Annotated in this window: 13 protein-coding genes, 4 pseudogenes and 1 riboswitch; of the genes and pseudogenes, 12 read left to right on the forward strand and 5 right to left on the reverse strand. The window is 40.9% G+C overall.

From position 1 onward, the window contains the following. Positions 1-5 precede the first annotated feature (5 nt). Entirely contained in the window at positions 6-695 is a 690-nt protein-coding gene (locus tag FZ941_RS05485; RefSeq protein ID WP_148887139.1) for a response regulator transcription factor, read from the forward strand. Between the two features lie 96 nt (positions 696-791). Here FZ941_RS05485 and FZ941_RS05490 read toward each other — a convergent pair whose 3' ends face one another. Continuing rightward, the gene (locus FZ941_RS05490) at positions 792-1,274 is read right to left on the reverse strand and encodes an S-ribosylhomocysteine lyase (protein WP_148887140.1); all 483 of its coding nucleotides are present in this window, start codon (positions 1,272-1,274) and stop codon (positions 792-794) included. A 276-nt stretch (positions 1,275-1,550) separates the two neighbouring features. On the opposite strand from FZ941_RS05490, the gene FZ941_RS05500 reads away from it, so the two are divergent. The 5 genes and pseudogenes from FZ941_RS05500 to FZ941_RS05520 all read left to right on the forward strand — a co-directional run bounded on the left by FZ941_RS05500 (position 1,551) and on the right by FZ941_RS05520 (position 5,925). Beyond that, positions 1,551-3,164, forward strand: coding sequence for a ribonuclease Y (locus FZ941_RS05500; protein ID WP_148887142.1), 1,614 nt, complete (start codon positions 1,551-1,553; stop codon positions 3,162-3,164). Between the two features lie 92 nt (positions 3,165-3,256). Then, positions 3,257-3,373: pseudogene (locus tag FZ941_RS05505) on the forward strand (SAM-dependent methyltransferase); the annotation flags it as partial. Positions 3,374-3,612: 239 nt separating this feature from the next. Further along, a complete protein-coding gene (locus FZ941_RS05510; RefSeq protein ID WP_148887143.1) occupies positions 3,613-4,209 on the forward strand; it encodes a TetR/AcrR family transcriptional regulator in 597 nt (198 codons plus the stop codon). Continuing rightward, the gene (locus tag FZ941_RS05515; protein ID WP_148887144.1) at positions 4,209-5,162 is read left to right on the forward strand and encodes an ABC transporter ATP-binding protein; all 954 of its coding nucleotides are present in this window, start codon (positions 4,209-4,211) and stop codon (positions 5,160-5,162) included. Before FZ941_RS05510 ends, FZ941_RS05515 begins: the two co-directional genes overlap by 1 nt. Then, a complete protein-coding gene (locus FZ941_RS05520) occupies positions 5,149-5,925 on the forward strand; it encodes an ABC transporter permease (protein WP_148887145.1) in 777 nt (258 codons plus the stop codon). The genes FZ941_RS05515 and FZ941_RS05520 overlap by 14 nt, the downstream gene beginning before the upstream one ends. A 301-nt stretch (positions 5,926-6,226) precedes the next feature. Here FZ941_RS05520 and FZ941_RS05525 read toward each other — a convergent pair. Both FZ941_RS05525 and FZ941_RS05530 read right to left on the reverse strand, forming a co-directional pair. Then, a pseudogene (locus FZ941_RS05525) lies at positions 6,227-6,416 on the reverse strand (beta-carotene 15,15'-monooxygenase); the annotation flags it as partial. Between the two features lie 50 nt (positions 6,417-6,466). After that, positions 6,467-7,261 (reverse strand): ABC transporter ATP-binding protein, encoded by a 795-nt coding sequence (locus tag FZ941_RS05530; RefSeq protein ID WP_148887146.1) that lies wholly within the window; start codon positions 7,259-7,261, stop codon positions 6,467-6,469. Positions 7,262-7,403: 142 nt separating this feature from the next. On the opposite strand from FZ941_RS05530, the pseudogene FZ941_RS05535 reads away from it, so the two are divergent. Together FZ941_RS05535 and tnpA are read left to right on the forward strand one after the other, a co-directional pair. Next, positions 7,404-7,595 (forward strand): annotated as a pseudogene (locus FZ941_RS05535) (AI-2E family transporter); the annotation flags it as partial. A gap of 219 nt (positions 7,596-7,814) precedes the next feature. Beyond that, positions 7,815-8,194, forward strand: a pseudogene (gene tnpA, locus FZ941_RS05540) (IS200/IS605 family transposase). Between the two features lie 48 nt (positions 8,195-8,242). On the opposite strand, the gene FZ941_RS05545 reads toward tnpA, so the two are convergent. Both FZ941_RS05545 and trkA read right to left on the reverse strand, forming a co-directional pair. Beyond that, positions 8,243-9,682 carry a TrkH family potassium uptake protein gene (locus FZ941_RS05545; protein WP_148887147.1) on the reverse strand — a complete coding sequence of 480 codons (1,440 nt, stop codon included), beginning with the start codon at positions 9,680-9,682 and terminating at the stop codon, positions 8,243-8,245. Positions 9,683-9,686: 4 nt separating this feature from the next. Further along, on the reverse strand, positions 9,687-11,036 hold the full coding sequence (gene trkA, locus FZ941_RS05550) for a Trk system potassium transporter TrkA (protein WP_148887148.1): 1,350 nt from the start codon (positions 11,034-11,036) through the stop codon (positions 9,687-9,689). Between the two features lie 305 nt (positions 11,037-11,341). Here trkA and FZ941_RS05555 point away from each other — a divergent pair, with 305 nt between their 5' ends. The 4 genes from FZ941_RS05555 to FZ941_RS05575 all read left to right on the forward strand — a co-directional run bounded on the left by FZ941_RS05555 (position 11,342) and on the right by FZ941_RS05575 (position 14,053). Next, positions 11,342-11,851 (forward strand): tRNA (cytidine(34)-2'-O)-methyltransferase, encoded by a 510-nt coding sequence (locus FZ941_RS05555; RefSeq protein ID WP_187418388.1) that lies wholly within the window; start codon positions 11,342-11,344, stop codon positions 11,849-11,851. Between the two features lie 80 nt (positions 11,852-11,931). Next, positions 11,932-12,150: riboswitch (FMN riboswitch) on the forward strand. A 144-nt stretch (positions 12,151-12,294) separates the two neighbouring features. After that, positions 12,295-12,852 (forward strand): ECF transporter S component, encoded by a 558-nt coding sequence (locus FZ941_RS05560; protein WP_148887150.1) that lies wholly within the window; start codon positions 12,295-12,297, stop codon positions 12,850-12,852. Continuing rightward, on the forward strand, positions 12,842-13,492 hold the full coding sequence (locus tag FZ941_RS05565; RefSeq protein ID WP_148887151.1) for a phosphatase PAP2 family protein: 651 nt from the start codon (positions 12,842-12,844) through the stop codon (positions 13,490-13,492). The genes FZ941_RS05560 and FZ941_RS05565 overlap by 11 nt, the downstream gene beginning before the upstream one ends. 252 nt (positions 13,493-13,744) lie before the next feature. Then, the gene (locus FZ941_RS05575; RefSeq protein ID WP_148887152.1) at positions 13,745-14,053 is read left to right on the forward strand and encodes an MGMT family protein; all 309 of its coding nucleotides are present in this window, start codon (positions 13,745-13,747) and stop codon (positions 14,051-14,053) included. Positions 14,054-14,074 lie beyond the last annotated feature (21 nt).

Below are 14,074 nucleotides of genomic sequence, written 5' to 3' on the forward strand. Positions count from 1 at the left end.
GGCCTATGGCAAAGCAAATTTTATTAGTAGAAAATGAAAAGAATCTTGCACGATTTGTGACTTTGGAACTGCAAAAGGAAGCTTATCTTCTGGATGTAGTTGAGACAGGAAGTCAAGGTTTGGCATTAGCCAGAGAAAATGACTACGATCTGCTCTTGCTTAATTATGATTTGCAGGATATGACTGCTAGTGACTTTGCCAAGCAACTGAGCCTGCTCAAACCAGCTTTGGTCATTATCGTCTTAGCCAGCCGTGAAGAAATCAAAGAACATGCAGATGAGATTCAGCGCTTTGCTGTCTCCTATACCATCAAGCCTTTTATTATCAGTGATTTGGTTGAGAAAGTCTCCGATATTTTTCGAGGTCGGGACTTTATCGACCAGCATTGTAGCAAACTGAAAACACCGACTGCTTACCGCAATCTACGAGTTGATTTGAAAAATCATATCGTCTATCGTGGAGAGGAAGTGATTGCCTTGACACGACGGGAATATGATCTACTAGTGACGCTGATGAGCAACCAAAAGGTCATGAGCCGTGAGCAGCTTCTGGAACGTGTCTGGAAGTATGAAGGCGCCACTGAAACCAACGTAGTCGATGTCTATATTCGCTATCTACGTAGTAAGATCGATATTGCTGGTCAGACTAGCTATATCAAAACTGTCCGTGGCATTGGCTATGCTATGCAGGAATAAAAAGAACAAATCCGCCCTCTGTTTTCAGAAGGGCGGGTTGATTTTTTCCGCTTTTAGCGCAAATAATAAAATCCTAGAAGATTAAAATCCCTCTGCTTAGAGGACATGGCGCTCGAAAGCATTGTCAGAGATTCCTTGGCTGAGAATGAGTTTCGCCCATTCTTTGGCAGAAAAAAGACTGTGATCCTTGTAATTACCGCAAGATTCGATGGTGGTGCCAGGGACATCCTCCCAAGTAGTTGTCTCAGCGATTTCTTCTAAGCAAGATTTGATGACTTGGGCAATCTCGGTTGTTGAGTGCTGTCCCCACATAATCATATGGAAGCCTGTTCGGCAACCGAAAGGTGAGCAGTCAATCATACCGTCAATCCGCTTGCGAATGAGCATAGCTAGTAAATGCTCGATGGTATGCAGGCCAGCCGTCGGAATAGAGTCTTCATTTGGCTGCACCAAGCGAATATCAAAGTTAGAGATAATATCTCCTTTTGGACCAGTTTCCTCGCCAATGAGACGAACATAGGGTGCTTTTACGATTGTATGGTCAAGCTCAAAACTTTCAACGATAACTTCTTTAGACATGATTTCTCCCTTAAAATTTTAAAATTGGAACCCAAAATCGAGTTCAAAATTAAAAGCGACATTTCAAACACTTCCTTTTGATTATAGCATAAAAAAATAAGAGTTAGGAAATAAAAAAATTTTATATATTAAATTCTTTGATTTAGCGCCTTTTCGCCCAATAATAGGCAAAAAACGGTCTTCTTTTTCAAAAAATTGATTTGTGAATTTCTGCTATTTATGATAGAATAATAAGGAATTTTGAATTCAATAATTAAATAGATTTGGAGTAAAAACATGGGCTTATATACGATAGCTGCTTTTGTTTTTGCTGCCATCTTTGGTTTAGTGATTGGGTATGTAGGGATTGCGGTTAAGATGAAAGCATCTAAAGAAGCCGCGGAACTTACTCTTTTAAATGCTGAACAAGAAGCAACCAATTTACGCGGTCAGGCAGAACGCGAAGCGGATTTGATTGTCAAAGAAGCGATGCGCGAAACCAGTTCGCTTAAAAAAGAAGCACTTTTGGAGGCAAAAGAAGAAGCCAGAAAATATCGTGAAGAGGTTGATGCAGAATTTAAGTCTGAGCGTCAAGAGTTAAAACAAATTGAAAGCCGCTTAACAGAGCGCGCAACTAGTCTTGACCGCAAAGATGACAATTTAACCAACAAGGAAAAGACTTTGAAGCACAAAGAACAAAGTCTTACTGATAAAGCTAAACACATTGATGCGCGTGAAGCACAAGTAGCTGAGCTAGAGCAGCAAAAAGAAGCTGAGCTTGAGCGGGTAGCATCCCTGACTCAGACGGAAGCGCGTGAGATTATCTTGACCAAGACCGAGGACAAGCTGTCCAAGGAAATCGCGACTCGTATTCGGGAAGCGGAGCAGGATATCAAAGAGCGCTCGGACAAGGTGGCCAAGGATATCTTGGTTCAAGCTATGCAGCGGATTGCTGGTGACTATGTGGCTGAGCAGACCAATTCAACGGTTCATCTGCCTGATGACAGCATGAAGGGACGGATTATCGGACGAGAAGGTCGTAATATTCGAACCTTTGAAAGCTTGACAGGGATTGATGTTATCATTGACGATACACCTGAAGTGGTGACTCTTTCAGGTTTCGATCCAGTTCGCCGTGAGATTGCTCGGATGACTATGGAAGCTCTTCTCAAGGATGGTCGGATTCATCCAGCTCGTATCGAGGAATTGGTCGAAAAGAATCGCTTAGAGATTGATAACCGTATTCGAGAGTATGGTGAAGCCGCAGCCTATGAAATCGGAGCGCCAAACTTGCATCCTGATTTGATGAAAATCATGGGTCGCCTGCAGTTCCGTACTTCCTACGGGCAGAATGTTCTTCGCCACTCGATTGAGGTTGCCAAATTGGCTGGAGTTATCGCTGGAGAGTTGGGTGAAAATGTTAACTTGGCTCGTCGTGCTGGTTTCCTCCATGATATTGGCAAGGCCATCGATCGAGAAGTAGAAGGCAGCCACGTGGAAATTGGAACTGAGTTGGCTCGCAAGTATAAGGAGCATCCGGTTGTTATCAATACCATTGCTAGCCACCACGGAGATGTGGAACCTGAGAGCGTCATTGCAGTCATTGTTGCAGCAGCGGATGCCTTGAGCGCAGCTCGTCCGGGAGCTCGTAGTGAGTCGCTGGAAAGCTATATCAAGCGATTGCATGATTTGGAAGAAATTGCGAACAGCTTTGAAGGAGTTAAGACAAGCTTTGCCCTTCAAGCAGGTCGTGAAATCCGGATCATGGTCAGTCCAGAGAAAATCAAGGATGATAAGATTACAATCTTGGCGCATGATGTGCGTGAAAAGATTGAAAACAACTTGGAATATCCAGGAAATATCAAGGTCACAGTCATTCGCGAAATGCGAGCAGTTGATTATGCGAAATAAAAAGGTTGGGACAATGTCTCAACCTTTTTATTTGTTTTAAATGAAGTAATAAACCGCTATTGTTTGGCAGAAGCTGGCTTTAACAATGCTCAGATAATCTTAGATACCTGCCTCAGCAGGATTTCATCGTCGCCCTCTACAAGACCATCAATCAGATTAACAACCCGCCTTTCTTGGTCATGATTGAGAAATTGAGAGAAGAAACTTGATAGACAATAAGGATACAGAGAGAAAAGCCAGATAATAGGAGCTTGCAGTACTGTATCCTTATTTTTTAAATCGTGCAAATCAAATAAGTAGATCTAAAAGAAGAGAATTAAGGTGTTTGTTAATTTAAAGCTTTATATTTTCTTACAAAGAAGATATAAGACTTTTGACATTTTTCAGTTTACATGATAAGCTATGACGGTAAAATCAAAAAACGTCACAGCGTTTTTAGGAGGAAGTTATGGCTACTGCTTTTACTGCTGAAGAGAAAGAAGTAATTAGAAAGAAATTACATAAAGTTGCAAAAGAATGCCTTCAAAGATATGGGGTTAAGAAAACCACCGTTGACCAAATGGCAGCAATGGTAGATATTTCCAAAGGTTCTTTTTATAATTTTTATTCTTCAAAAGAAATGTTATTTTTTACGGTCTTAGAAGAATATCAAATAGATGTTATGAATCGCCTGACAGAACAATTAGGTATGGAAGTCAAGATAGATACAAATCGTCTGGTACAGTTACTTTATGATTTTTATCAAGATTTTCGCTATTCATTTATGTATACCATATTTAAAAATCATGAAATGGAATTACTCGTAAGAAAATTACCAAAAGAGGCGATAACAAATCACCATCTGATAGATGATAGGATGGTTAAAAAAATTGTATCTCGAATCAACATTAGAGAAAATGTATCGGTAGAAATCGTCTCTGCTTTATTTAGAACGATTGCTATGACTATATTACACATCGAGGAAATCGGTGAAGAACAATTTGATACTACATTGAAGTTAGTCATACAAGGAATTGTTGAGCAAATTACTAAGGAGGATAGGTAATGGTGAAAGAAGTAATTAGAACCGTAAAGCTTTCTAAAAGATATAGAACAAAAAATGTTGTCAACAACTTGAATATATCAATAAAAAGTGGTGAAATAGTAGGTTTTTTAGGACTGAATGGTGCAGGGAAAACAACGACGATGAGAATGATGCTAGGATTGATAAAATCTACATCAGGAGAATGTTATATCCAAGGAAAAAAGTTAGATCTGAGTAATTTAGAACTTCGAAATGAAATAGGTTATATTATTGAGACACCTTATTCTTATCCAGACTTAACTGTGAGAGAAAATTTAGAAATAGTTAGTAAATTCAGAGGGGTTAATAAAGATAATATTGACTGGGTAATTGAAAAATTAAAACTAAAGCAATATGAATATAAACAGGAGAAGCATCTTTCTTTAGGAAATGTTGCGCGTTTAGGAATTGCAAAAGCGATTATTCATAAACCTAAAATCCTAATTCTTGATGAGCCAACAAATGGATTAGACCCTTTTGGAGTTATTGAAGTAAGAGAGCTGTTAAAGGAATTGGCAAATAATCTAGGTACAACTGTTCTTATTTCAAGTCATAATCTGGAAGAAATATCTAAAATTGCTACTAGGATAGTCATTATACATGAGGGAAAACTTATAAGAGAAGTTGAAAGCAATGAATTAGAACAGTACTTAGAAAAGAAGTTACTAGTAAGTGGCTCTAATAATAAGGCCATGAAAGAAGTATTATCTAACCATGGCTATCAGGTGAACATCCAATCAGACACAGAAAATAATATCAATTTCTTAGAACTAATTGATACAAAATCTGTGGAATATCCGGAAGAAATTGCTACATTGCTGGTTAATGCAGGTTATCCCCTAAAATCGTTGGCTGTTGAGAAAGAAGATTTAGAACATTATTTCTTAAGAATATTGAATGACTATAATAGAGGTGTTTCGAATGAAAAAGCTTAGTTCCTGTATTTTAATTGAATGGAGAAAGTTAATAAAATCAAAACTTTCCATCGTAACTGCTTGTTCTATCTGTTTAGTTCCTTTTATTGTTGGGTTGTTTGCAACTATGATGAAATATCCAGAGAATTTCAAAAATCTTGGTTTGATTTCTGCAAAAATGGAGATGATGAGGATAACAGACTGGTCGTCATACTTAATGACCATATCACAAGTCATTTCTGTTGGGGGATTGCTCATTTTGGGATTTACAGCATCTTGGGTTTTTGGTAGAGAATATTCTGATAAAACGATGATTGATCTATTAGCACTCCCGATAAAAAGAGATACAATCGTATTATCCAAGTTTATCGTTATCGCTCTATGGAGCTATATTCTATCAATTTTTGCACTTTTATTGGGATTATTAGCTGGCAATCTGATTGGACTTGAGGGTGGGAGCTTAACGGTGATTTTCAAAGGTATACTTACTTTTGTTCTTTGTACTACTCTTACGATCGTACTCTCTACTCCAGTTGCTTTTTTTGCTTGTTTAGGCCGAGGCTATTTGTCTCCATTGACATTTATCATTTTTACTATTATTTTTTCTCAGCTTGGTTCTGCTCTTAACTTTGGGAAATACATTCCATGGGCGATTCCTGCACTCGCAAGTGGTATTGCAGGAAAAGCGCTATTAAATTTTGGGAGCATTGTCAGTTTATTTGGGGTAAGTATTCTAGGTCTTATCGCAACAATAGCTTGGTGGAGATATGCTGATTACGATTAAAATGAAGTGATGAGAATGATAATAACACGAAGCTAAGTCTTATTCAGTTCAATTCAAAATCTCCCTCCTGTTCAGATTGAAGAACAAGAGGGGTTGTATTATGACAATCGAAAGTTTTGGGCGAGAGAGGACTATGTGAGTACCGTTGGCCCAAATGAAAAGATAGTTTCTAATATACGTGATTGGGAAAAAATGACCTTGCCCCTGATAAGTTAAATGTTAAAGCGTTCTCAGATGGTAGTTTTAGAACAAGGTAAAATCCCGTTGTTATGGCATTAGTCAGGTGAGGAACAAAATCCGAAAAAAGATGTTTGGTATGAACTTTTTCCAACAGGGGTCGGATTAAAGAGAGGTTGAGGAAAAAGAGCAGGGGGATAGGGTAGAAATACCAAGGATTACTGATGAATTGGGCCCTCAGCAATCCTCAAAGGGATGTAAGTATGGGACGGCAGACTCTGCCCAGACAGGAAAAGCAAGACAATCGCAGCCATGGTCAGAATCAGAAACTAGCCCAGTTTGAAGATGGTGTTAGAAAATTACTTCATAAGGACCTGTTCTCCACCTTGATGAAATAACGGTCTTCTCCCAGCTCGATCAGCTCGACTGGCTGAGGATAGAAGCGATCCATGACCTCTTTTTGAAGTATGTCTTCTTTAGGACCTTGGGCTATAATTTCACCTTCTTTTAGGAGCAGGACATGGTCCATAGCAGCAGTGATTTCCTCTACATGGTGGGTGACATAGAGGATGGTTGGAGCCTGGTCCATCTGCGTAATCTTACCTATTTGATTCAGCAGGCGCTCGCGGGCAAAGAGATCCAGACCACTGGTCGCTTCGTCTAAGATAAGCAGTTCTGGTTTTTCCATGAGACTGCGCGCAATCAGCAAGAGCTGCTTTTCCCCTTGAGACAGACTGGTGTAGCTTCGGCCAATCAATTCTTGCCCGCCAATGGAAGCTAGCATTTCCCTAGCTTGGTCCAGCTCAGTTTGCCCGTAAGGAGCGTAGAGAATACTGCTTTTATACTTGCCTGTCAGGACGATTTCTTCGGCAGTGAGATGGCTGGGCAGACGCTCAGCAATGAAGGAGCCAACTACTCCAATCTTAGTTCGCAGCTGAGGAATGTCGCCGGCACCAAATTCCGTACCCAGAACCGTCACCTTGCCCTTAGTCTTCCAATGTTCAGCCATGAGCAAGCGCAGGAGAGTAGACTTTCCAGAACCGTTGAGACCGAGGATGGCCCAATGTTCCCCCTTTTTCACCTGCCAGTTGAGATCTTTTAAGATAGTTCGGCCTTGTTTGGCCAAGTTTACATTTTCCAGTTCGATAATTTTTTCCATTTTTACTCTCTCTTTCGTTAAATCTTCTTTATTATAACAAAATTTAGGATAAAATAACCGATAGGAGGAGGCAGATGTTTTATAAAAGTCAGCTGGTGTAGGTCCTTTTGCCAATGATTATCTTCTTTATCTGGTGTTAGATGAGGTCCATCCTATTACCATCATGGTGCTCTTGTTCTTATCCAGCAATATCCATGGCGTGCTGGGGATGATTGTGGAAATCCCGACTTATTCTATCCTCAAAGAAATCGCCAAGTTCTTGGTTAATCGCTATGATCATCACAAGGAAACCCAGCAGCAGAAGAAGGAAGAGTTTGGAATTATTAATAAATAAGGATGGGTTTGGGAATCGATTGATTCCAGAGTTTCGAGACCAGAAATAAGACGGAAGAAGGGTCTTCCGTCTTATTTCATTATGTCTTCAAGTCAGTTTTTCTCGTAGAGAAAAACAAGAAAACCACCAGCTTAGCTGGTGGCTGCCAAGACTTTGAGCTTTCATTTCTTTTTCCTGGTATAATCTATTTGTTCAGGTAAGACAAAGGAGGAAAAAGAAATGGCTAAAACCAGTTGCAGTTTATTACATACCGAATGGATGTGCAAATATCCTATCATCTTTACTCCCCAAGTATCGCAGAAAAACCATTTACTACAAAATAAGACGAGATCCCATTGAGATTTTTTGTCATCTATGTCAATACAAAGGCGTGGAAATTACTGAGAGACAGATGTGCCAGATCATGTTCGCATACTTGTCTTGATCCCTCCAAAACTTTCGAGTTTTGATTTCACGGGATATTTGATAAATATGTAAGTATCATTGGCCTAGACGGAAAGGCAGTTGCTAAATATGTTCGCGAGCAAGAGAAAAATGGAATTGTCCTTGAAAGGTTAAGTGCTAAAGCATTCTTAGATGGCGATTTTAGAACAAGATAAAAGCCCGTTGTTACGGGCATTAGTCGAGTAACGATAGCTATTTTCCTGCTATCTGTTAGACCAAGTTCTTGGTAGGAATAGAAGCAGGATTGGATAGATTTCTAAACGTCCTGCAATCATGGCAAGAGAGAGGAGGAATTTAGAAAATGGACTATATATAAAGAAGGTCTCAGTTGTCCCAATCATTGGTCCGATATTATTGAAACAGCTGATGACAGCACTGGTAACAGTCATTAGATTGTTATTATCCAGACTGATGATAAAAATCAAAGCTGCGATAATCAAAATATAAACAGCCAAATATTTGAGAACCTTGTGTTGGGTATCTTTATCCAAAACAGCACCGTTGATATGCATGGTTAGAACGCGGTTTGGCGAAAGTGTGGAAAGGATTTGGTTTTTAGCGATGCGACCGATTATAATGGCACGGATCACTTTGAAACCGCCAGCGGTGGAGCCAGCAGAACCTCCTAGACACATGAGCAGCAGCAGAATGACTTGTGAGAAGAGGGGCCATTGTACGGTGTCGCCATAGCCAAATCCTGTCGTAGTAATGATATTGGAGACTTGGAAAAATGAAATTTCTAAGCTTTTAGCAAATTCCCCGTAAACATGCAGGACATTGAAGCTAATCAAAATAGTGGTAGTGAGGACAATCCAGAGATAGCTTTTTAACTCCTCGTCATGAAAACAGGCCTTAAATCTTCGAATCAAGAGATAATAGTAGAGATTGAAGTTTACCCCAAAGGTCAGAACGCCGAAGCTGACAAGGTAGGTGATTAGAGAACTATTGTAGTGGGCAATTCCGTCGTTAAAGACAGTGAAGCCTCCCGTACCAGCCGTTCCCATTGCGATGACGATACTATCAAAGAGTGGCATGCCGGCGAGGAAATAAAGAAAGGCAAAAAGGGCAAAGAGCGCCAGATAGATAATATAAAGAATCTGGGCGGTGTTTCTTAATTTCGACACAACCTTACCAAAGACTGGTCCAGGAACTTCTGCTTTCATGACCTCTAAGTGGCCATTTTTAGCATTGTCCATGATAGCTAAGGCAAAGACCAGCACCCCCATTCCTCCGATCAAGTGGGTAAAACTACGCCAAAAGAGGAGGGAGTGGGAAAGGACAGATACATCATTTAAAATCGTAGCACCAGTAGTGGTAAAGCCAGAGCTGACTTCAAAGAAAGCATCAATTAGATTAGGAATTTGGCCAGAAAAGACAAAAGGCAGAGCGCCAAAGAAGGACCAGAGAATCCAGCAAAGGGCAACAATCAGGACCCCTTCCTTGGTGTAAATGTGGGCATCCTTGGGCTTAAAGGCTGAACCTAATCCACCTAAAATCACTAAAATGGACATTGTTGCGCCGATAGAAAGGAAGACCTCAAGATCTTCACGGTAGATAAGGGCAACGATTGTTGGAACCAACAAGAGGGCTGCTTCGATTAGCAGGAGTTTAGAGAGGAGGAAGCGAATCATAGATCTATTCATGGGGCTACCTCTCTAACAAATCGTAAATCTTATCGATGTTTTGAATCAAGGTTGTCACGATGATCTTATCTCCGACTTCCAAATAGTCATCTCCACTTGGGAAGATGGCTACGCCTTGACGAATGATAGCAGCAATCAGCACCCCGCTCCTCAACTTAAGCTGAGAAAGAGGCTGTTCGACCATTTTATTCCCTTCGTTGATCTGAAATTGGAGTGTTTCAATTTGGCCATTTGCTACATGGTGCAAGGCTTCTAGGCTGGAGAATTGCGCATTATTCCGTCCGCGGATAAAGTGCATAATGGTATCAACAGCGATTCCTTTTGGCGTAACAATACTTGCGAAGTCTTGGTTATCAATAATCTCAAGCAGACTAGTCCGATTCACTTTGGTGATGTTTTTTTGAACTCCAAGATTGTTGAGGAACATTGAGGTGATGATATTTTCTTCATCGACGCCTGTCAAAGTAGCTATTGCATCGTAATGCGCAGCTCTTTCTTCTAGTAGAATATCTTTGGCTGTACCGTCTCCATTGACCACGTAGAGCTCAGGGAATTCTTGGCTGAAGAACTCTGCACGCTGGCGATTGATCTCGACGACCTTGAGCTCAATCTTGCTATTTTTGAGAATGTTTAAGAGATAATAGGCAATCTTACCTGCCCCAATAATCATGAGGCTCTTGATGACTCTTGGTCGGATTTTATTGTGGAAGCGGACAATTTCTGAACGATTTCCAGTCAGGAAGATTTTATCAGATGGCTGCAAGGTGAAATCACCATCTGGAATGCTGAGTTTTCCTTCTCTCTCAATAGCACAGATGATAACGTGAGGGAAATGCTTCCTGAATTGCGAGAGATTCATTTGGCAGAGATGACTTTCTGGCTTGATTTTAAACTCCATCAAGGTCACTCGACCATTGGCGAAATGCTCCAATGACAGAGCGTTAGGAAAATCAATAATATTCGCAATATAACGAGCAGCGAGGAGTTCAGGGTTGACCATCAGAGAGAAGCCTAGAATATTTTTTTCTTTAAAATAAGCATTTGAGTATTCAGGATTTCTCACACGGACAATGGTTTCTTTGGCCCCCATTTTCTTTGCGAGAACGGCTGAAACCATGTTAACCTCATCCTGCTCAGTCATGGCAATAAAGATATCGCAGTGGGCAACATCTGCCTGCTCCAAGATTTTAAAATTCGCACCATTTCCAACGATGCCCATAATATCGTAACGTTTTGTAATATGATTTAGAACAGCTTCATTTTGTTCAATTAAAACGACATCATGCTTTTCAGCGACGAGCGAGCGACAAAGGGCGGCTCCGACCTTCCCGCTTCCCACGACGATAATTTTCATATTATTCCTCCCGAATATGTATCTATCATACCTTTTTTTATATAAAATTTCATCTATAAATCTCAATAAAGTCGTTTTTTACAGAATAGTAAGCTGTTTCAAAAGAAATCCTACAAAAATCTCACTTTTTGAGGTCATTTTTATTGACTTGTCGGAAGAAAATGATATACTAGGAAAGTACCCTCATTGATTTACATCAAACCTGTTGTGATGTAAGTTAATGATGCCTTAACCACGCTGTTTGCTGAGCTTGACTCCGGGCAGTGTGGCTATTTTTTTATTCTAATGAAAATCAGGAAAAAATCATGTCTCAGCAAAATCATATCGTCCTTTTTGAACCACAAATTCCACAGAATACAGGCAATATTGCTCGTACTTGCGCAGCGACCAACTCCCCCCTCCATATCATCAAGCCCATGGGCTTTCCCATTGATGACCGTAAAATGAAGCGGGCTGGACTGGACTATTGGGATAAGCTGGATATTAGCTTCTATGAGAGTCTGGATGACTTTATGAAGCAGATGGACGGACGACTCTATCTGATATCCAAGTTTGCCGAGAAGGTCTACTCCGAGGAGAATTTTACAGCCGAAGGCTCGCATTATTTTATGTTTGGCCGTGAGGATAAAGGCTTGCCAGAAGACTTTATGCGTCAGCATCCAGAAAAGGCCTTGCGCATTCCCATGAATGACCAGCATGTCCGTAGCCTGAATGTCTCTAATACAGTCTGCATGATTGTTTACGAAGCCTTACGCCAACAGAACTTTGCAGGACTGGACTTGGTACATGAGTACGAAGCGGATAAGTTGAAATAAATGAAAAATACTTAAGTTAAAATAATATTGATTACATCAATCAAAAAGCTTGCTCTGGCGTGCTTTTTTTGTTATGATAAGAGTGTCTTCAGGGCAGGGTGAGATTCCCGACCGGCGGTAATTTTGACTAGCTATTTTAGCTTTCTCGTCGTTGTCTTGTCGCGATATACTTTAAGTATTATCTTCGACTGCGACGCCTAGATAAATCTAAAATATCTTAGCCAAATAAGTCCGCGAGCGAAAGCTGATGTGGTGCGATTCCACAACCGACAGTATAGTCTGGATGGGAGAAGACGAAAGGCGTTATTGCCTGGCCGGTTGGTCGTTTTAATCTTATTTTAAGGGGCATTTTATATACTCTTATAAATTGTGAAAGGATTTTTCAGGCCTTGTGTTGACAGCCTTCCAGCTTCTCTAATTTTTATAAATTGGAGGAACCTGTTATGACAAATACGCGCAAAATGGCGATAGTAGCGGCTCTATCTGCACTATCTTTCCTGCTTATGTTCTATCAAATCCCTTTGGTAGCCGAGTTTCTAAAATTGGATTTTTCGATTATTCCGATTTTACTAGCCTTGGTTCTCTTGGATTTTAAGAGTTCTGTAGCAGTTCTGCTCATCCGCTCTGTTTTAAAATTGGCCTTAAATGGTCATGGAGTGGAAACCTTAATCGGTTTGCCGATTAATATTGTGGCGATTCTGGTCTTTGTCCTCTTCTTTGCTCTTTTCTGGGAAAAGAAGAGAGATTTGATGAGCTATTTGCTTGCATCTTTCCTAGGAATTCTTTCCTTGACTGCAAGTATGCTGGCGCTGAATGCTTTTTATGCCATTCCGCTTTATACTCGTTTTGCAAACTTTGATATCGGTCAGATCATTGGTGTAAGTAAGTATCTACTGACCATGATTGTTCCCTTTAACCTATTAGAAGGAGTGATCTGGGCGGTGGCTTTCTGGCTGATTTACACGCTTTTGACGCCCGTTCTAAAACGCTATGAAAAATAAACAATCTTATCTAACAAAGGGCTCTTTTGCCCTTTTACTTTTCGTCATACTAGGCTACATGGTCAAGTTTTATCCAGAGCAGCTAGTTGCCTTTGATAGCCCAATTCAAACTTGGCTGCGAGGGGACTTGCCCACAGCTTTGACGACATTTTTCAAACTGGTCACTAGTTTAATTGACCCGCTGGGGATTATTATCTGGGTTTCTGCCCTAGTCCTTTTTTTCCTTTATAAAAAATGGAAGATCGAAGCCGCCTTGCTAGCTGGAAATCTGGTCTTACATGGGATTTTGATTAAGCTGATTAAACTCCTTTACCAAAGAAGCCGACCTAGTATCTTACATTTGGTCGAAGAGGGTGGCTATTCTTTCCCGAGCGGACATTCCATGGCGACAGCCATTGTGGTGGGGACTTTGATTATTATCGTCCAGCAACGGATGCAAAATCAACAAATCAAGCGCCTTGTACAGGGCTTGCTCTTGCTCTTTATCTTGACCATTATGGCCTCCAGAGTCTATCTGGGCGTGCACTACCCGACGGATGTGATTGGAGGAGCCTTGATGGGCTTTGCCATTCTCAATATCGAATTTCCCTTTTATGACAAGCTGCGCTTTCAGTGGCGCTTCAAGGGAAAGCAGAAATAAATAGAGATGAGAAGAGGCTGGGACAAAAGTCCTAGCCTCTCAATTGTCTTTGGATTGTCGAGCAAGACGCAGTGGTTGAGTGGGCTCTACTATGCTGATTTCATCAGCTTTTACAGCCCTACTCAACTGTTCGGAGGTGGGACGACGAAATCGAATTCTAACGAATTACCGATTTCTGTCCCACTCTCTTTTGTCTTGACAAAGGAGGTCTCTTTCTTTAAGATAGGAGCAAGTGAGATGGGGGAGGTTAGCATGTCCGTTTTAAATCAAGAAATCATAAAGTCGGTTTTAGTTCTTGTGGATGAAATTCCTGCTGGGTGCGTGGCAACCTATGGGCAGATTGCTCGTTTGATTGGACGGCCTAAAAACGCCCGCTTGGTGGGAAAGATTCTCAGTCAGTCGGAGCATTATGGCGGTAAGCATCCTTGCCATCGGGTGGTCAATGCAGCAGGGCGTCTCGCACCGGGCTGGGAAGAGCAAGCGCACTTGCTTTGGGCAGAGGGAGTGGACCTGAAGGCCAATGGCTGTGTGAATCTTAAGCATTATCAGTGGGAGCGATGATTTTCTTCTTTCTAGGTGAAA

This window comes from Streptococcus sp. Marseille-P6264 (assembly GCF_902460355.1).
Lineage (GTDB): Bacteria > Bacillota > Bacilli > Lactobacillales > Streptococcaceae > Streptococcus.

What these genes read in the sequence shown, in the direction of transcription:
- FZ941_RS05520 (WP_148887145.1), top strand. Translation starts at nt 5,149, where the DNA reads ATGAAAAAGCTTAGTTCCTGTATTTTAATTGAATGGAGAAAGTTAATA.
- trkA (WP_148887148.1), bottom strand. Translation starts at nt 11,036, where the DNA reads ATGAAAATTATCGTCGTGGGAAGCGGGAAGGTCGGAGCCGCCCTTTGT.
- FZ941_RS05500 (WP_148887142.1), top strand. Translation starts at nt 1,551, where the DNA reads ATGGGCTTATATACGATAGCTGCTTTTGTTTTTGCTGCCATCTTTGGT.
- FZ941_RS05485 (WP_148887139.1), top strand. Translation starts at nt 6, where the DNA reads ATGGCAAAGCAAATTTTATTAGTAGAAAATGAAAAGAATCTTGCACGA.
- FZ941_RS05565 (WP_148887151.1), top strand. Translation starts at nt 12,842, where the DNA reads ATGAAAAATAAACAATCTTATCTAACAAAGGGCTCTTTTGCCCTTTTA.
- FZ941_RS05560 (WP_148887150.1), top strand. Translation starts at nt 12,295, where the DNA reads ATGACAAATACGCGCAAAATGGCGATAGTAGCGGCTCTATCTGCACTA.
- FZ941_RS05510 (WP_148887143.1), top strand. Translation starts at nt 3,613, where the DNA reads ATGGCTACTGCTTTTACTGCTGAAGAGAAAGAAGTAATTAGAAAGAAA.
- FZ941_RS05545 (WP_148887147.1), bottom strand. Translation starts at nt 9,682, where the DNA reads ATGAATAGATCTATGATTCGCTTCCTCCTCTCTAAACTCCTGCTAATC.
- FZ941_RS05575 (WP_148887152.1), top strand. Translation starts at nt 13,745, where the DNA reads ATGTCCGTTTTAAATCAAGAAATCATAAAGTCGGTTTTAGTTCTTGTG.
- FZ941_RS05515 (WP_148887144.1), top strand. Translation starts at nt 4,209, where the DNA reads ATGGTGAAAGAAGTAATTAGAACCGTAAAGCTTTCTAAAAGATATAGA.
- FZ941_RS05530 (WP_148887146.1), bottom strand. Translation starts at nt 7,261, where the DNA reads ATGGAAAAAATTATCGAACTGGAAAATGTAAACTTGGCCAAACAAGGC.
- FZ941_RS05555 (WP_187418388.1), top strand. Translation starts at nt 11,342, where the DNA reads ATGTCTCAGCAAAATCATATCGTCCTTTTTGAACCACAAATTCCACAG.
- FZ941_RS05490 (WP_148887140.1), bottom strand. Translation starts at nt 1,274, where the DNA reads ATGTCTAAAGAAGTTATCGTTGAAAGTTTTGAGCTTGACCATACAATC.